General features: G+C 38.8%; 13 protein-coding genes and 1 tRNA gene. All 14 read right to left on the bottom strand.

Going from position 1 to position 19497, the window contains the following annotated elements; translation table 11 throughout:
- Positions 1-102: 102 nt before the first annotated feature.
- A complete protein-coding gene (locus tag NBC122_RS07295) occupies positions 103-852 on the bottom strand; it encodes a thermonuclease family protein (protein ID WP_246012475.1) in 750 nt (249 codons plus the stop codon).
- A 100-nt stretch (positions 853-952) separates the two neighbouring features.
- Positions 953-1264, bottom strand: coding sequence for a DUF3467 domain-containing protein (locus NBC122_RS07290; RefSeq protein WP_133439742.1), 312 nt, complete (start codon positions 1262-1264; stop codon positions 953-955).
- A 135-nt stretch (positions 1265-1399) separates the two neighbouring features.
- Positions 1400-5665 carry a DNA-directed RNA polymerase subunit beta' gene (rpoC, locus tag NBC122_RS07285; protein WP_133439741.1) on the bottom strand — a complete coding sequence of 1422 codons (4266 nt, stop codon included), beginning with the start codon at positions 5663-5665 and terminating at the stop codon, positions 1400-1402.
- An 83-nt stretch (positions 5666-5748) separates the two neighbouring features.
- Positions 5749-9576 carry a DNA-directed RNA polymerase subunit beta gene (gene rpoB, locus NBC122_RS07280; protein WP_133439740.1) on the bottom strand — a complete coding sequence of 1276 codons (3828 nt, stop codon included), beginning with the start codon at positions 9574-9576 and terminating at the stop codon, positions 5749-5751.
- An 857-nt stretch (positions 9577-10433) separates the two neighbouring features.
- A complete protein-coding gene (gene rplL / locus NBC122_RS07275; RefSeq protein ID WP_133439739.1) occupies positions 10434-10799 on the bottom strand; it encodes a 50S ribosomal protein L7/L12 in 366 nt (121 codons plus the stop codon).
- Positions 10800-10852: 53 nt separating this feature from the next.
- Positions 10853-11440 (bottom strand): 50S ribosomal protein L10, encoded by a 588-nt coding sequence (gene rplJ / locus NBC122_RS07270; RefSeq protein WP_133439738.1) that lies wholly within the window; start codon positions 11438-11440, stop codon positions 10853-10855.
- A 13-nt stretch (positions 11441-11453) separates the two neighbouring features.
- Positions 11454-12146 carry a 50S ribosomal protein L1 gene (rplA, locus tag NBC122_RS07265; protein ID WP_133439737.1) on the bottom strand — a complete coding sequence of 231 codons (693 nt, stop codon included), beginning with the start codon at positions 12144-12146 and terminating at the stop codon, positions 11454-11456.
- A gap of 11 nt (positions 12147-12157) precedes the next feature.
- Positions 12158-12601, bottom strand: a complete 444-nt coding sequence (gene rplK / locus NBC122_RS07260; protein ID WP_133439736.1) for a 50S ribosomal protein L11 — start codon at positions 12599-12601, stop codon at positions 12158-12160.
- A 216-nt stretch (positions 12602-12817) separates the two neighbouring features.
- Positions 12818-13360 (bottom strand): transcription termination/antitermination protein NusG, encoded by a 543-nt coding sequence (gene nusG / locus NBC122_RS07255; protein WP_133439735.1) that lies wholly within the window; start codon positions 13358-13360, stop codon positions 12818-12820.
- 15 nt (positions 13361-13375) lie between these two features.
- A complete protein-coding gene (secE, locus tag NBC122_RS07250) occupies positions 13376-13579 on the bottom strand; it encodes a preprotein translocase subunit SecE (protein WP_133439734.1) in 204 nt (67 codons plus the stop codon).
- 13 nt (positions 13580-13592) lie between these two features.
- A tRNA-Trp gene (locus NBC122_RS07245) sits at positions 13593-13663 on the bottom strand.
- A gap of 56 nt (positions 13664-13719) precedes the next feature.
- Positions 13720-14907 (bottom strand): elongation factor Tu, encoded by a 1188-nt coding sequence (tuf, locus tag NBC122_RS07240; protein ID WP_133439733.1) that lies wholly within the window; start codon positions 14905-14907, stop codon positions 13720-13722.
- A gap of 332 nt (positions 14908-15239) precedes the next feature.
- On the bottom strand, positions 15240-18347 hold the full coding sequence (locus NBC122_RS07235; RefSeq protein WP_133439732.1) for an efflux RND transporter permease subunit: 3108 nt from the start codon (positions 18345-18347) through the stop codon (positions 15240-15242).
- A 62-nt stretch (positions 18348-18409) separates the two neighbouring features.
- Positions 18410-19495 carry an efflux RND transporter periplasmic adaptor subunit gene (locus tag NBC122_RS07230; RefSeq protein WP_133439731.1) on the bottom strand — a complete coding sequence of 362 codons (1086 nt, stop codon included), beginning with the start codon at positions 19493-19495 and terminating at the stop codon, positions 18410-18412.
- Between the last annotated feature and the right edge of the window lie 2 nt (positions 19496-19497).

The following is a 19497-nucleotide window of genomic DNA, read 5'->3' as shown; positions in this document are numbered from 1 at the left end:
GATTTTAAAAAGTCTTCAAAAGGTAGCAAAAGTTGTTGCTCACGGGGTGGAAAAGAAAAATTCCAATTAGATTAGTTTATTGATAAACTATTTTCTGAAATCTCAGGGAGCTGTTACACTTTTATCTGCCCAAAGGCCTACTCTATTTCTTCTTGCCATATTTTCCAACTGCGCATATTCCCCACTTTTTGAATATTTTTTATAGTGCCAGGCCAAACCTGACTTCACCATTTCTTTGTTGGCGCAGATTTTATCGTTCACGTAAATCTCGGCGATCATACGTCCGCGTCCATCATAGTTTCCTTTTTTTCCTTTGCTGATGAGGGTCACATTTTTCCCGAAACACAATTCTGAAAGTTTCTGTTTTGAAACAGTGCCGAACGCCTGTTTCTTTTCCGGCGCATCGATATGCTCGAGCCGAATGACCATGGGAAGTTGGTAATACAAAACCTCAACCGTATCGCCGTCTTTTACACCGATTACTTTTACTTTTAGAATAAGTTGGTCGGTTTGGGGTGAATATTGAAAAGATGCTGGAATAGTTAAGGTTCCGAAGAAAATAAAGAGGAGAAGGAAGATTGATTTTTGCATTGGAAAGAGGTAATATTTTTGAGGAAGATAGGAATTTCCGGAAGGTTTGGCAAAATTCGGTAAGAATTTATTGTTTTCAGGAAAAGCTGCGAATGCACAAATTTTCAACGATTGCGTATTTCTTTGAAGATAGAAACATCCCTTCAACCTAGCCGCGATGGGAGCGGCATCCTTTCTTGGCTCGTCCTCAGACGAGATAAGAAAGATACAGCGGACAGCGCGACCGGTGGTCTGGGAAGCGAAGATTTTGATGCTTCTCATTAATCTGTTAAACAAAAAAATCCCGATTCAACTGAATGAACCGGGATTTCTATTTTGAAAAACTTTGGCAAAGTTTGGAACTTTGCCAAAATAGAAAATTTTATGCCTGTACGTTGTTTCCTCCTAATACGAACGGCTCAATTTCTTTGATTTCGCCGAATTGTTGTTCGTAGTTATTGATGTTTTGTTGCAATGCAGCCATTACTCTTTTTGCGTGTAACGGAGCCAAGATTACTCTTGATCTTACATTAGCCTGCTGAACTCCTGGCATCATTTGGATGAAATCTACTACGAATTCTGATGGAGAATGATTTACTAAAGCTAAGTTACAGTAAACGCCGGCCGCAACCATTTCGTTTAACTGAATGTTGATGTTGTTTGGATCTTGGTTTTGATTTTGATTGTTGTCCATTTTTTTTAATATTTTAAATTTTATTTTTAGATGATAGACTTTTAGATAATAGACTTTTGGATGATAGACTAATAGACGATAGAAACATATTATGATCTATCTGTCTATTATCTATCCATCTATTATCTATCCGTCTTAATTAATGTCTTCGAATTCTTTTTTAGAACCCACGATCACGTTTTGGTAGTCTTTCAGACCGGTACCTGCAGGAATTCTGTGTCCTACAATTACGTTTTCTTTCAGACCGCTCAGGTAATCTACTTTTCCTGAAACTGCCGCTTCGTTCAATACTTTCGTTGTTTCCTGGAAAGAGGCTGCAGACATGAATGATTTGGTTTGTAGCGCCGCTCTTGTAATTCCCTGCAATACCGGTGTTGCGGTTGCTGGAAGTGCGTCACGAACTTCTACTAAAGCCAGATCCTCGCGTCTCAGTTTAGAGTTCTCATCTCTTAATTCTTTGGTGGTAATCATTTGACCTGGTTTGAATTCTTTCGAATCACCGGCTTCCACAACTACTTTAAGACCGAACACGCGGTTGTTTTCTTCTAAGAAATCCCCTTTATGTTCCAGTGCACCTTCTAAGAACTGAGTATCTCCACCATCAACAATTGAAACTTTGGTCATCATCTGACGCACAATAATTTCAAAGTGTTTATCATCGATTTTCACCCCTTGCAGACGGTAAACTTCCTGAATTTCATTCACCAAATATTCCTGTACGGCAGTTGGCCCTTTAATTTTCAAGATGTCATCCGGTGTGGTAGATCCATTTGATAATGGTGATCCAGCTCTTACGAAGTCATTTTCCTGAACCAAAATCTGGTTGGATAATTTCACTAAATATTTAGTGATTTCGCCGGTTTTTGCTTCTACGATCAACTCACGGTTACCTCTTTTGATTTTACCGTAAGATACCACTCCGTCGATTTCCGTAACTACCGCAGGGTTTGAAGGATTTCTCGCTTCGAACAATTCGGTAACTCTCGGTAGACCCCCTGTAATATCTCCTGATTTAGCAGATTTTCTTGGAATCTTGATCATTACTTTACCGGCCTTAATTTTCTCACCATCGTTGACCATGATGTGTGCTCCTACCGGTAAGTTGTATGCTTTTTGCTCAACTCCTTTAGAATCCACAACTTTCAGGGTTGGTACGGCTTTCTTGTTTCTGGATTCAGAAATTACTTTCTCTTCGAAACCGGTCTGCTCATCAATCTCCAGTGAGAATGAAATACCCTGAATAATGTCTTCATATTCGATCTTACCTGCAGATTCAGCGATGATTACCGCATTATACGGATCCCACTTACAGATTAAATCTCCTTTTAGTACTTTATCTCCCGGTTTCACCGCCAATTCAGATCCATAAGGAATATTGGCAACCATCAACGGCGTTCTTGCAGCATTGTCTGCTACCAAACGGAATTCTGTTGAACGGGAAACTACGATTTCTGCTTTTTTACCGGCTTCGTTTTCAGAAGTAACGGTTCTAATTTCGTCCATTTCCACGATACCATCACGTCTTGCAACGATAGAAGGGTTTTCTGAGATATTTCCTGCAGTTCCCCCTTGGTGGAAGGTTCTCAATGTTAACTGAGTTCCTGGCTCACCGATGGATTGTGCTGCGATAACTCCTACCGCTTCACCCATGTGAATAGGTTTACCTGTTGCTAAGTTACGACCGTAACATGCTGCACAGATTCCTTTTTTCGCTTCACAAGTTAATGGAGAACGAACTTCTACACTGTCAATTCCAGCTGCTTCGATTTTTTTCGCGTAAGCTTCATTGATCAGTTGATCAGCTTCTACGACGATTTCATCGGTTTCCGGATCATAAACGTTGTGTAAAGAAACTCTACCTAAAACTCTTTCAGAAATACGTTCAACGATTTCGTCATTTTTCTTAAGTGGAGTAATTTCTGTTCCTCTTAAAGTTCCACAGTCGTTTTCAGTAATGATTACATCCTGTGCAACGTCTACCAATCTTCTGGTCAAATAACCAGCATCGGCAGTTTTCAGTGCGGTATCCGCAAGACCTTTACGCGCACCGTGAGTAGAGATAAAGTATTCTAAAATTGAAAGACCTTCTTTAAAGTTGGCTACAATCGGGTTTTCAATAATCTCTGCTCCAGATGAACCGGCTTTTTGTGGTTTTGCCATCAATCCCCTCATTCCTGAAAGCTGACGGATCTGCTCTTTGGAACCCCTTGCTCCAGAATCAAGCATCATATAAACAGAATTGAATCCACCTTGATCGGTTTTCATTCTGCTCATAATCATCTCAGTTAATCCTGCGTTGGTGTTCGTCCAAACATCAATGACCTGGTTATAACGCTCTGTATCGGTAATCAATCCCATGTTATAGTTAGCCTTGATTTCATCTACTGTTTCTACAGCCGTTGCAATCATGTCTTTCTTTTCAACAGGAATTACGATATCACCTAAACTAAAGGATAATCCTCCGCGGAATGCGTGGGAATAACCTAAGTCTTTCATATCATCTAAGAAGTCTACGGTTGTAGGGAAATCTGTATCCGCTAAAATTCTACCAATAACATTTCTCAATGATTTCTTGGTTAAAAGTTCGTTAACAAATCCTACCCCTTCAGGAACAATCTGGTTGAATAATACTCTACCGGCAGTTGTTTCTACCAATCGGGTTATCAATTCACCTTCTTCTTTTACAGGAACTCTACATCTTACTTTTGCATTCAGGGAAACTTTTCCTTCTGCATAAGCAATTTCTACTTCTTGTGGAGAATAGAAAGCCAGGCCTTCACCCAGTACTTTCATGTCATCCGTTGAGGATAATTCTTTGGTCATATAATACAGACCCAAAACCATATCCTGAGAAGGTACCGTAATTGGAGAACCGTTTGCAGGGTTCAAGATATTCTGAGAACCTAACATCAGAAGTTGTGCTTCTAAGATTGCCTCAGGACCTAAAGGTAAATGCACCGCCATCTGGTCACCATCAAAATCCGCATTAAATGCAGTGGTACACAATGGGTGAAGCTGGATTGCTTTTCCTTCGATCATTTTCGGCTGGAATGCCTGGATACCCAATCTGTGAAGAGTAGGCGCTCTGTTCAAAAGAACCGGGTGACCTTTGATGATTCCTTCCAGGATGTCATAAACAACTGGCTCTTTTCTATCAATGATTCTTTTCGCCGATTTTACGGTTTTTACAATTCCTCTTTCAATCAGTTTTCTGATGATGAACGGTTTGTACAATTCCGCTGCCATATCTTTTGGAATACCGCATTCGTGAAGTTTCAGGTTTGGTCCAACGACGATTACGGAACGGGCAGAATAATCCACACGTTTTCCCAGTAAGTTTTGACGGAAACGACCCTGTTTACCTTTCAATGAATCAGAAAGTGATTTCAATGGTCTGTTGGATTCCGATTTTACTGCAGAAGATTTTCTGGTGTTATCGAATAATGAATCTACAGATTCCTGCAACATTCTTTTTTCGTTTCTCAAGATTACTTCCGGAGCTTTAATTTCCAAAAGTCTTTTTAAACGGTTATTTCTAATGATTACTCTTCTGTAAAGGTCATTTAAATCCGAAGTCGCAAAACGACCACCATCCAATGGAACCAAAGGTCTCAATTCTGGTGGAATTACAGGAAGCACTCTCATAATCATCCATTCCGGACGGTTAACCATTCTGGTATTTGCTCCTCTGATCGCTTCTACAACGTTCAGTCTTTTTAATGCTTCTGTTCTTCTTTGTTTTGAAGATTCGTTGTGCGCTTTGTGACGCAGGTCGAATGATAAGGTATCAAGATCGATTCTGCTCAATAACTGCTCCACTGCTTCCGCACCCATCTTCGCGATGAATTTGTTCGGATCAGCATCATCAAGATATTGATTGTCCGCAGGAAGAGTTTCCAGAACATCCAGATATTCTTCTTCTGTTAAGAATTCTTTATCATCGAAGTCAGCACCATCGGCTCTTTTAGCCATACCTTGCTGAATGACAACATATCTTTCATAATAGATGATCATGTCTAATTTCTTAGACGGCAATCCTAAAAGATACCCGATTTTATTCGGTAAAGAACGGAAGTACCAGATATGAGCCACAGGAACAACCAGGCCGATATGCCCGATTCTTTCTCTACGTACTTTTTTCTCAGTAACCTCTACACCACAACGGTCACAAACGATTCCTTTGTATCGGATCCTTTTGTATTTCCCACAGGCACATTCGTAATCCTTAACAGGACCGAATATTTTTTCGCAGAAAAGACCATCTCTTTCCGGCTTGTGCGTACGGTAGTTAATTGTTTCGGGCTTTAAAACTTCACCTCTTGAATCCTGTAAAATAGATTCCGGTGAAGAAAGACCAATTGTAATTTTACTAAAATTACTTGTTTTATTTTTGTTTGACATTTGTTTAAATTTAGATTAAAAGATTGAGAGAGCGGCGAGTAGAGCAATTAAAATCTCTAATCTCACGTCTAAAAGTCTCTATTCTATTCTTCCAGTCTTACATCAAGACCAAGACCTTTCAACTCATGAAGCAATACGTTGAAAGATTCCGGAATACCTGGTTCAGGCATTGCTTCTCCTTTCGCAATCGCTTCGTAAGTTTTTGCTCTACCAATCACATCATCTGACTTCACGGTCAAGATTTCTCTCAGGATATTTGAAGCACCAAATGCCTCCAATGCCCAAACCTCCATCTCTCCGAATCTCTGTCCACCAAACTGCGCTTTACCTCCTAACGGCTGCTGCGTAATCAATGAATAAGGTCCGATTGAACGTGCGTGCATTTTGTCATCTACCATGTGGCCCAGTTTCAACATGTAAATGATCCCAACCGTTGCTGGCTGCGCGAATCTTTCACCTGTTCCACCGTCATATAGATAAGTACTGCCGTATTTTGGTAAACCTGCCTGCTCGGTATATTCTGTAATCTGCTCTAAACTTGCACCGTCGAAAATTGGAGTTGCAAATTTCAACCCTAATTTTTGTCCAGCCCAACCTAGAACGGTTTCGTAAATCTGACCGATGTTCATACGGGAAGGTACACCAAGTGGATTCAATACGATATCTACCGGAGTTCCGTCTTCTAAGAACGGCATGTCTTCTTCACGAACGATTCTTGACACAATCCCTTTGTTACCGTGACGTCCCGCCATTTTATCACCTACGTTCAGTTTACGTTTTTTAGCAACGTACACTTTCGCCAATTTGATGATACCTGCAGGAAGTTCGTCTCCGATTGAGATTGCAAATTTCTCACGGTTTTTAACACCGTTCAGATCGTTGTATTTGATTTTGTAGTTATGAATTAACTGTTTAACCAGTTCATTACGTTCAGCGTCAACAGTCCAGTCAGCACCGCTTACATTTACATAATCTTCAACAGACTGAAGAAGTTTCGTTGTAAACTTCACTCCTTTTCCGATGATTTCTTCAGCCAGATCGTTATTCACTCCCTGAGAAGTTTTACCGTTTACTAAAGTTCCTAATTTTTCAAGAAGTGTTCCTCTTAATTCGTCGAATTTCGCTTTGTACGTGTTTTCGATTTCTTCAAGTTTCAATTTCTCTTCGGATCTTTTCTTTTTGTCTTTGATATTTCTTGAGAATAATTTCTTGTTAATTACAACTCCTCTTAATGAAGAATCTGCTTTTAACGAAGCATCTTTTACATCTCCGGCTTTGTCACCGAAAATTGCTCTCAATAATTTCTCTTCCGGCGTTGGATCAGATTCCCCTTTTGGCGTAATCTTACCAATCATGATATCACCAGGCTTCACATCAGCACCGATTCTGATCATACCGTTTTCGTCCAAATCTTTGGTTGCTTCTTCTGAAACGTTAGGAATATCTGCGGTCAATTCCTCCATACCTAATTTGGTATCACGAACTTCCAGTGTATATTCATCAACGTGAATTGAAGTAAACCAGTCCTCACGAACTACTTTTTCATTAATTACGATCGCATCCTCAAAGTTGTACCCTTTCCATGGCATAAATGCTACAGTAAGGTTTCTACCGATTGCCAATTCACCGTTTTCAGTTGCATAACCGTCGCAAAGAACCTGACCTTTTTCTACTTTGTCACCTACTCTTACGTTTGGTCTCAAAGTAATCGTGGTACTCTGGTTGGTTTTACGGAATTTGGTTAATTTATAAGTTTTTGTCCCTGAATCGAAAGAAACTAAATTCTGGTCATCAGTTCTATCATATTTAATGGTGATTTTATCAGCATCAACATATTCTACGATTCCAGTTCCTTCAGCATTAATCAAGACTCTGGAGTCACTCGCTACCTGTTTTTCTAAACCTGTACCTACGATTGGTGCTTCCGGTTTCAATAATGGAACTGCCTGACGCATCATATTCGATCCCATCAATGCTCTATTCGCATCATCATGCTCCAGGAAAGGAATCAATGAAGCAGAAATACCGGAAATCTGGTTTGGTGCAACATCAATCAAATCTACCTGCTGCGGCTCCACTACCGGATAATCACCATCCAAACGAGCGATAACTCTGTCTGTAAGGATGGTACCGTCGTCCTTCATTTCGATATTTGCCTGAGCAATTACTCTGTCTTCTTCATCTTCAGCATTTAAATAAATCTGAGTTCCTTTTAAATCAACTTTACCGTTTTCTACTTTTCTATATGGAGTTTCGATGAAACCTAAAGTATTGATTTTTGCATAAATTCCTAAAGAAGAAATCAAACCAATGTTTGGTCCCTCAGGAGTTTCAATCGGACAAATACGACCGTAGTGCGTATGGTGAACGTCACGTACCTCGAAACCTGCTCTCTCTCTTGATAAACCACCAGGTCCCAGGGCAGAAAGTCTACGCTTGTGCGTGATTTCTGATAGCGGGTTGGTTTGGTCCATGAACTGAGACAACTGGTTGGTTCCGAAGAACGAGTTGATCACTGAGGTTAAAGTTTTCGCATTAACCAAATCAATTGGCGTAAAGATTTCGTTATCTCTAACGTTCATACGCTCGCGGATTGTTCTGGCGATTCTCGAAAGACCTACCCCGAACTGTCCTGATAATTGCTCACCAACAGTTTTAATTCTTCTGTTTGACAAGTGGTCAATATCATCAACTTCCGCTTTAGAATTTACCAACTGGATCAAATGTCTTACGATCGCGATGATATCATCTTTGGTTAAAACTTCAGTTTTTTCAGGAATATTTAATCCTAATTTTTTGTTCAGTCGGTAACGGCCAACTTCACCTAATGAATAACGTTGCTCAGAGAAGAATAATTTTTCAATAATTCCACGTGCTGTTTCTTCATCGGGCGGATCTGCATTACGCAACTGACGGTAAATATACTCTACCGCTTCTTTTTCTGAGTTGGTAGGGTCTTTTTGTAATGTATTCTGGATGATAGAGAATTCATTAGCATTTTCCTTGTGAATCAAAATTGATTTCACACCGGAATCGATAATCATTTCAACATGTTCTTTTTCAAGAACGGTTTCTCTATCAAGGATGATTTCATTTCTTTCGATAGAAACGACTTCACCGGTATCCTCATCAACGAAATCTTCGAACCAGGTGTTCAAAACTCTCGCTGCAAGAACTCTTCCTTCTACTTTTTTCAACGCTGCTTTAGAAACTTTCACTTCTTCGGCAAGGTCGAAAATCTGTAAAATGTCTTTATCGGATTCGTATCCGATAGCTCTTAACAAAGTTGTTAATGGTAATTTTTTCTTACGGTCGATATACGCGAACATTACATTATTAATGTCGGTTGTAAATTCCATCCAGGATCCTTTAAAAGGAATAATACGGGAATAGTACAATTTGGTTCCGTTGGCGTGATACGTTTGACCAAAGAAAACACCTGGTGAACGGTGCAACTGGGTTACGATAACCCGCTCAGCGCCATTAATAATAAATGATCCAGACGGCGTCATATAAGGAACCGGTCCTAAATAAACGTCTTGTACTACCGTTTGGAAATCTTCGTGTTCCGGGTCGGTACAATACAATTTTAGTCTGGCTTTAAGAGGAACCGAATAGGTTAAACCTCTTTCTACACACTCGTCTCTCGAGTATCGGGGTGAATCTACCAAATAATCTAAAAATTCTAAAACGAAATTGTTTCTAGAATCGGTAATTGGGAAATTCTCTTCAAAGGTTTTGTACAAAGATTCTTTGAGTCTCTGCTCCGGAAGGGTATCCAACTGGAAAAATTCTTTGAAAGATTGGATCTGAATGTCCAAAAAGTCAGGGGTAACAATTTTTCCTTTTGCTTCGGAGAAATTGATTCTTTCATTGGCCTGAGTTTTAGCGACTGCTTTAGATTTACTCATAAAAAAATTAAAGAATGAGGGTTAAAAAATATTTTGTTTTCAAAATATCAGGTTTAAACAGGAAACGAAAAGATTGGTGATTAGCGACGAACTCGATAAGAAAATGATATAGAAAACTTTGGCGCAGTTATCCGAATAATTCTTATTATAAGTCTCTGATCGATTACCTATCAGTCTTTTATCTAAACCTAACTGCAACATCGGTATATCTTTTCACGACGTAGTGCAAAATATTTTCACTGTAATTTTGGCGGTAACTTTTGTTTGACATAGCTATAAACACGAAATCCCTTTCAATCGATGAAAGAGTTGATATTCAATATTTTAAAGTCAAGTAAACAATTATATGCGCCAAAATTGAGTGCAAAGTTACATATAATATCTGGAATCAACAAATAAAAAAGCCACTCCACGGAGTGACTTAAGCAATTGATTGCTCGTTTTTTAGGGTTTCCAGAAAGTCCATTTCGAGCCATTAAAAACGGCAAGTCTTTACCCCACCTTTATTAACGTATATGATCATTCCCAGCGAAGACTCGGAACGATCTTTCTCATTTGACTTCGTAGAATCTTCAATTTACCATAAGACAGTCGGCAGTGATTCATGATTACCGGATACAGATCTATAGTATTCTTTTTAGAAATTTCAAAAAAGGTCTTTTCGGTGCCTCCTAAGCATTCATGGGGCATCTACAATGAAACGATACTTTAATCCTCTGCAGCAATAGCTAATAAAACCTTCAAAAAGCACAAAAAAATCTACCAATCAAAGAATTACTTACCATCATCCGATTTAAGAACACATCAAAAAAGCCGCTTCTAAAAGGAAACGGCTTTATTATAAGGTTGATGAAGAATTATTTCAATTCTACTTCAGCACCAGCTTCTTCTAATTGTTTTTTCAAAGCTTCAGCTTCGTCTTTAGAGATACCTTCTTTGATTGCAGTCGGAGCTGAATCTACCATATCTTTAGCTTCTTTAAGACCTGCACCAGTTAAATCTTTAACTAATTTTACAACTGCTAATTTAGAAGCACCTGCAGCTTTAAGGATTACGTCGAATTCTGTTTTTTCTTCAACAGCTTCACCTGCACCTGCAACAGCAGCTACAGCTACAGCAGCTGGTTCGATTCCGTACTCATCTTTAAGGATAGTAGCTAATTCATTTACGTCTTTAACGGTTAAGTTTACAAGCGTTTCCGCTAAGTTTTTTAAATCTGACATTTTAATAATGTTTTAATTGTTGAACGATTTATTTGATTTTTTTTTGAGTCTGATTACTCTGCACCAGGTGCATCGGTTGCTTCAGCGCCTGCTTCTGGAGCAGCTTCTTCAGCTGGGGTTTCTTCTGCAACTGGAGCAGCTTCTTCAGCGTTTCCGTTTGCTTCATCTTTATTTTGAAGTGCAGAAAGTACATTTCTAAGTGGAGACTGAAGTAATGTGATGATTTCACCGATCATTTCTTCTCTAGACTTGATGCTTACTAGTGTAGCCAAGTTTTCGTCACCAACATAGAAGGTTTCTTGTAAATAAGCAGATTTCAATGCTGGAACTTCTGCTTTTTTTCTGAATCCTTGAATCAACTTTGCCGGAGCATTTGCTGTTTCAGAAATCATCAACGCTGAATTTCCTTTGAAAGTAGGGAACATTTCAGAGTAATCTACTCCTTCGATTTGCTCCAGTGCTTTTTGTAGTAAAGTGTTTTTTACAACTTTTACAGTGATATTTTGTTTGAACGCCTGTCTTCTAAAATCTGAAGTCGCAGCAGCATTCATTCCTTCTAGACTTGCTACATAAACAACTTTCGCGTCTTGTAACACTTCTTTTAATTCTTGTATTACTAATACTTTATCTTCTTTTGTCATTGTCTTACAGATTTTAGTTTACAGATTTAGTATCAATTGCAATACCCGGACTCATGGTAGAAGACAAGTAAATGCTTTTCACATAAACACCTTTTGACGCAGTTGGTTTCAATTTAAGTAAAGTCTGAATTAATTCAGAAGCATTTTCTCTGATTTGACCAGCATCGAAAGATACTTTACCAATTCCTGCATGGATAATACCGTATTTGTCAACTTTAAAATCAATTTTACCTGATTTTACTTCTGATACCGCTTTACCGATTTCCATGGTTACCGTTCCTGATTTTGGATTTGGCATTAGACCTCTTGGACCTAAAATTCTACCCAACGGACCTAATTTACCCATAACAGCTGGCATGGTAACGATAACGTCAACATCTGTCCAACCGTCTTTTATTTTCTGTAAATACTCATCAAGACCTACATAATCAGCACCAGCTTCTCTTGCTTCTGCTTCTTTATCAGGTGTTACCAAAGCCAATACTTTCACATCTTTACCGGTACCGTGTGGAAGAGAAACTACTCCTCTTACCATTTGGTTCGCTTTTCTAGGATCAACTCCCAAACGAACTGCGATATCTACAGATGCGTCAAATTTTGCAAAGTTTACTTCTTTCACCAAAGCAGATGCTTCGTCAAGGGAGTAAATTTTATTTTTTTCTATTTTGCTTAAAGCTTCTTTTTGCTTTTTTGTCAATTTTGCCATTTCTATAAGTTTTAAGCGTTAGTTGGTTTAGTTCCTGTTACTCTCAATCCCATAGATCTTGCAGTTCCGGCAACCATTGTAAGGGCACCATCAATAGTAAAGCAGTTAAGATCTACCATTTTATCCGCAGCAATTTTACCAACTTGATCCCAAGAAACAGCACCTATTTTAAGTCTGTTCGGCTCTCCTGAACCTTTTTTCTGCTTTGAAGCTTCTAAAAGTTGGATTGCAACTGGTGGAGTTTTAATAACGAATTCAAATGATTTGTCTTCGAATACTGTAATTACTACAGGTAAAACTTGTCCCGGTTTGTCTTGAGTTCTTCCGTTAAATTGCTTACAAAACTCCATAATGTTCACCCCGGCAGAACCCAAGGCTGGACCTACTGGTGGAGATGGATTAGCTGCTCCTCCTTTTACTTGGAGCTTCACCATTTTAAAGACTTTTTTAGCCATTTTGATTTTTTAAAAAATTAAATAATTTATGAATGTGGAAGCATTTATAAATCTGCAAAGAAGTGATATAAAAACACAACTCTACATTTCGGATTGCAAAATTAAGAATAATTTTTAATTACACAAGTGTAAAACATTGATTTTTAATGATAATTTGAATTAAATGAAAAAAGAACCAATCAAATTGGTTCTTTCTATAATCTATGTGTAAATTTATTATACTTTTTCCACTTGCATAAAGCTTAGTTCCATTGGAGTTTTTCTTCCGAAAATCATTACTGAAACTTCTATTTTCTTTTTGTCTTCGTGTAGTTTTTCTACCGTACCATTGAAACCATTGAAAGGTCCATCGATTACTTTTACGTTTTCACCAACTACGAAAGGAATTGCTGTTTCAACTGCGAACTCCGAAAGCTCATCCATTCTGCCAAGCATTCTGTTCACTTCTGATTTACGCATTGGTACAGGATCACCACCTTTGGTGGAGCTCAAAAAAGAAATTACTCCTGGGATATTTTTGATAATGTGAGGAACTTCTCCTACCAGATTAGCTTCTACCATTAAGTATCCCGGGTAATAAGGTTTTTCTTTGGGTACCTTTTTACCATTTCTGATCTGGATTACTTTTTCCATAGGAATGACTACTTGAGTTACAAAATCCTCAAGGCCATAATGCTTCATTTCGTTCTCAATATAGGCTTTCACCTTATTTTCCTGTCCACTGATGGATTTCAGAACATACCACTTCAAGTCACTCATTTTGGGAAAATAATTTTAATTGAACAGATTGATAAAGAGCGATATCATATTCGCAATAGATTTACTGAACAATGAATCTACACCAAAAGTAAAAATAGCCAATAACACGGTACCAATAGTTACCACTATGGTAGATGACTGCAACTCTGGCCACTTTGGCCACTCTACTTTGTCTTTGAATTCGGTATAAGAACCTTTAATAAAATCTACTAAACTCATTATCTTTTATTTGCACGGGCACAAGGACTCGAACCCTGATCAACGGTTTTGGAGACCGGTATCCTACCATTGGACGATGCCCGTAGATTAAAAAAGGTTCCGTAAGTTTCCCTACGGAACCTTTATTATATTTTCAGAAATTAATCAGTGATTTCAGTTACCTGACCAGCACCAACTGTTCTACCTCCTTCTCTGATCGCAAATCTAAGACCTACGTTAAGAGCGATTGGCTGCAACAATTCTACAGTAATCGTTACGTTATCTCCTGGCATTACCATTTCTACACCTTCTGGTAAGAAAATCTCACCTGTAACGTCTGTAGTTCTTACATAGAACTGTGGACGGTATTTGTTGTGGAACGGAGTGTGACGACCACCTTCTTCTTTAGAAAGGATATAAACCTCAGCTTTGAAGTGTTTGTGTGGCTTCACTGAATCTTTCTTAGCGATTACCATACCTCTTTTGATGTCGGTTTTTTCAATACCTCTCAACAATAGACCTACGTTATCACCAGCTTCACCTCTGTCCAAGATTTTTCTAAACATCTCAACACCGGTAATAGTAGAAGTTAACTTCTCATCACCCATACCTACGATATCTACTGGATCTCCAGTGTTAATTACACCAGCTTCGATTCTACCAGTTGCAACAGTACCTCTACCTGTAATAGAGAAAACGTCTTCAATTGGCATCAAGAAAGTTTTGTCAACATCTCTAACTGGAAGTTCAATCCAAGAATCAACAGCATCCATTAATTCTTCAATTTTCGCTACCCATTTAGCATCACCGTTTAATCCACCTAATGCAGATCCTTGAATTACCGGAGCGTTATCTCCATCATATTCATAAGAAGAAAGAAGATCTCTTACTTCCATTTCTACTAATTCTAATAACTCAGCATCATCTACCATATCTACTTTGTTCATAAAAACAAGTACATTAGGTACATTTACCTGACGACAAAGAAGGATGTGCTCTCTTGTTTGAGGCATTGGTCCGTCTGTAGCAGCTACTACTAAAATAGCTCCATCCATCTGAGCAGCACCGGTAACCATGTTTTTTACATAATCGGCGTGACCTGGACAGTCTACGTGAGCGTAATGTCTGTTTGCAGTTTCATATTCAATGTGTGAAGTATTAATTGTAATACCTCTTTCTTTTTCTTCTGGTGCAGAATCAATAGTAGAGAAATCTCTAGCTGTTCCGAATCCTTTGTCAGATAATACTTTACTGATTGCTGCAGTAAGTGTAGTTTTACCATGGTCTACGTGACCGATGGTACCAATGTTCAAGTGTGGTTTGTTACGATTAAACGTTTCCTTTGCCATGATTTAAATATTTATTTAATTAATTATTCATTTTTTCGGTGCGCAAATATAGTCATTTTTTGAATATTGAAAACCTTTTTAAGAAAAAAAAGTTGAACATTCAAAAATATTGATTTACACCATTTTATATATAAGCGAAATACCGGAGTGCAAATTTACGGAAAAATATTTATGTGAGAAAATCTATAAATTAATTTTATAAAAACATTTTTCTTTTCAGACCGACTTTAATAAAGTCCGACAATTCTTAAACACTCTTAATCCCCTTATCACCTTCGCTTTCTTCCAAAAACATCATTCGTAAAATTGCGAATTAAATTTATGTTAAATTTTTAATTCTGATAAAATAGATCTGATTTTTTAGTTTTATTGAAAATCCAGAAGATAATCGGGAAAACCATTAAGGTGAGAACCGTCGCTGTAACCAATCCGCCAATGATCACAATCGCCAGTGGTTTTTGGGATTCTGACCCAATTCCAGTGGAAAGTGCAGCAGGCAGAAGCCCTACCGACGCCATCATCGCTGTCATAACCACCGGTCTGGTTCTTACTTTTACCCCTTCTAAAATTCCGGAAGCGATATCCATTCCCGTTTTAATATTCTGGTGGAATTCTGAAAGAAGAATCACTCCGTTCTGAATACAGATGCCAAAAAGAGCGATAAAACCTACTCCGGCGGAAATCCCAAAGTTCATCCCCGTCATGTGCAAGGCGATAATTCCACCGATTAATGCAAAAGGTACATTCGCCAAAACCAATAAAGAATCCTTTAAATTTCCAAATAAAATAAACAAAAGGAAGAAAATCATAACTAAACTAATCGGTACTACCTGTGCTAAACGCTTGGTTGCCCTTTCCTGATTTTCAAATTGCCCGGTCCAGCCGATTGAATACCCTTGTGGTAGTTTAATTTGATTTACTTTTTTCTGTGCATCAGCAATAGTGCTACCCAAATCCCGATCCCGGATCGAAAACTTCACTCCAATATATCTTTGAATATTATCGCGGTAAATAAATGCCGCACCATCATCCTGATGAATCTCGGCGATCTCTTTCAGTGGAATCAGCGATCCTTCCTGAGTGGGAACCATCAGTAGCGCAAGATCATTTTCATCTTTTCTGTATTCTTCAGCATACCGGATCCGGATATCGAATTTCCGTTCACCATCAAAAAGTTCGGAAGCTGTTTTTCCACCAAATGCCGTTTCCAAAACAGATTGTGCATCAGAGAGCGACACGCCGTATTGTGCCATTTTGTTCCGGTCCAGCACAACGCTCAGTTCTGGCTGACCAATATTTTTGATGATTCCCGGCTCTTTCACGCCGTCTACCTCTTTTAAAATATCATAGACCTGTTTGGCATATTTGTCCAAAGTATTCAAATTGTCACCATAGATCTTCACTCCGTTTTCGGCTTTGAAACCGGCAACAGCTTCTGCCACGTTATCGGAAATCGGTTGCGAGTAATTATAGATGATTCCTTGGTATTGCTTTAATTTCCCATCCATTTCTTCAATAAGACCGTCCATTGTAATTTTTCTGGTCCATTTTTCTTTTGGTTTAAGGCTTACCGAAAACTGAGCAAAACCAAAACCATTAGGATCGGTACCATCATTACTACGGCCGGTTTGCGACAATACATCTGTTACCTCAGGGAAACTTCTCAGCGTATTTTTAAGCTGTTCTGTTTTTTTCAAAGATTCTTTTAAACTGATGCTCATCGGCATTTCTGCAGTTACCCAAAGGGCACCTTCATTTAATGGCGGCAGGAATTCTGTTCCTAAAAACCGTGCTGAAAAAAGTGTTACTGCCAGAAACGCCACAGAAACCAATAAACTCATCTTTTTATTTCTAAAAGTAAAAGCCAGACCTTTTCCGACAATCCGTTCCCAAAACGCTACAAAAATATTTTTCTTTTCGCGCACATTTTTATTCAACAACAAATGAGAAAGAACAGGCACCAGGGTAAGTGTCAACAGCAGTGCACCCAGCAATGCAAATCCCAACGTAAAAGCCAAAGGCGAGAACATTTTTCCTTCCACTTTTTGAAAAGCGAATATGGGAATAAGAGAGGTGATAATAATTAATTTTGAAAAGAAAATCGCCTTCCCCAGACCGATTCCTGTGGTTTTAATCCAACCGCCCTTTGCCAGTTTATTGAATCGTTCCATGCCGTATTTTTTGGCTTTATGATCCAGCATTACGAAAATCCCTTCGACCATGACGACGGCACCATCAATGATGATCCCGAAATCTACAGCGCCTAACGACAGCAGATTCGCACTCATTCCCGCGATCTTTAAACACAGAAAAGCAAACAGCAACGACAGCGGGATAATAATCGACACAATAAAAGTCGTACGCCAATCTGCCATGAAAAGAAATACGATTACCGTAACGAAAATAATTCCTTCGATCAGGTTATGCATAATGGTTTTCGTGGTGAAATCCATTAAATTTTCCCGGTTGTAAACGGTGATTATCTTCGTGTCTTTAGGTAAAATCTTGGTATTCAGTTCTTCTATTTTATCTTTAACCAGTTTCAAAACCTCGACAGGATTTTCTCCTTTCCGCATGACAATAATACCGGCGACCACATCATTCTGATTGTTGAAGCCCGCCTGACCGACTCTTGGCAATGAACTTTCGTGAACCGTTGCGACACTTTTAATTAAAATAGGATTGCCATGGTCATTTTGAATGGTCACATTTTCGATATCGGCAATGGATTTCAGTAAACCGATTCCCCGAACCACATAAGACTGCCCGTTTTTTTCGATGACATCTCCGCCGACATTTAAATTCCCCTGATTAACGGCATTGTAAACCTGGGAGGTCGTCAGATTATATTGCTCCAACTTTCTGGGATCGATGCTTAATTCAAATATTTTCTCCTGACCGCCAAAAACATTCACATCTGCAACACCCGGAATCCCGCGCAAAGCACGGTCAACGACCCAGGTTTGCAACGTCAACAATTCACGCGAATCTTTCTTCGGACTTTGCAGAATATATCGGTAGATTTCTCCGGTTGGCCCGTACGGCGGCTGAACTTCGGGCTCTGCACCTTCGGGAAACTTCACGGTCCGCAGTTGGTTGTTCACCTGAATTCTGGCAAAAGCATCATCTACTCCATCATCAAAAATAATTTTAATAATAGAAAGTCCAAACATCGTCGTACTCCTGATACTGGATTTTTTCTGAACGGAACTCATCGATAATTCTACTGGAGTGGTCACGAAACGTTCTACTTCTTCGGCGCTTCTACCGTTCCACTGGGTAATGATGACCATCTGCGTATTGGTAACATCCGGAAATGCTTCGATCGGCATATTTTTAAAACTGATATACCCACAGATCGCCAGGAGTGCAACCCAAATAAAAGTAAAGGCTTTATTCTTAAGTGAAAAAGCAATGATATTTTTTATAAATTTATTCATGAATTTTATATTTGCTAAAAACCAATTTTTGTGGATTTCATTTAATAGAAACAGCGCTTAAATTATTCGTTTAACGATCTGTAAAACAACAGTTGATTATTGGTAACCACCTTGTCGCCTTCTTTAAGTCCATCAGAAATATAAGAAACATTCCCAGTTTGTTTGGCTACTTTTACTTCCTGCACTTTTACATTACTCTGGCTTTTAAAAAGAATGACATAATATCGGTTATCATCGAAAATTAATGCGTTAGAAGGAACAGAGAGTGCGGTTGTATTTTCTGTATTAAAGACTTTGATGGTAGCTTTGCTTTCAGGAATCAGCTCGCCGTTTGCATTATCCAAAACAACTCTAGCCTGCATGGAATTGGTTTCGGGATCGATAATTTTAAAGATTTTATCGATTTTCCCGTAGAAAACTTTATCAGGTGCCGCCAAAGTAGAAACCTCCGCTTTCATCCCCAAAGAAATTTTATGAATATCACTTTGGTTAATATTTAAAATCGCCCAAACATTCTTCGTATTGGCAACATCGAAGATATTATCTGAACGGTCGCTTCTGAGCTGCATATCTTTATTAATGTTTTTCTGAACGATATACCCGCTGATCGGCGAAACCACCGAATACACATTTCCTTTGCTGATATTGTAAACCTGATTCACCGATTGTGATCTACGCAGCTCATCTTCCGCTTTTTGAACCTGGCTTTTGGCTTCCAGAACTTCTCTTTCGGTACTCAATTTCCCGTTGTACATATCCTGCGCCACCCGAAGGTTTTTCTGAGCAACCACTAAATCTGTTTTCGCGTAACTCAAATCTTTTTGATAACCTGCAACTTCAGTACTCCGGATCGTCGCCAGCACCTGCCCTTTTTTCACGTAATCGCCCAGCTCCGCATTGATGGAAATTACATTCCCGCCGACCAGAGGAAAAACATCGATGTATTGATTTTTATCGGCTGCGATTTTTCCGAAAAAGCTTATTTCATCTTTAATGTAATCGTTCTTAACTTCCACAACTGTGGTGGATTTCATCATCAGATTACTAATAACAAAACCTTTTGCAGCTTCAACCTCTTTTTTATCGTCCTCTTTTTTACAGTTTATCAAGGTAAAAAGGGCGAGCAAAATGATTAAATTTTTCTTCATGG

This window comes from Chryseobacterium salivictor (assembly GCF_004359195.1).
Classification (GTDB): domain Bacteria; phylum Bacteroidota; class Bacteroidia; order Flavobacteriales; family Weeksellaceae; genus Kaistella; species Kaistella salivictor.
This window is presented reverse-complemented; position numbering and strand designations above follow the sequence as displayed.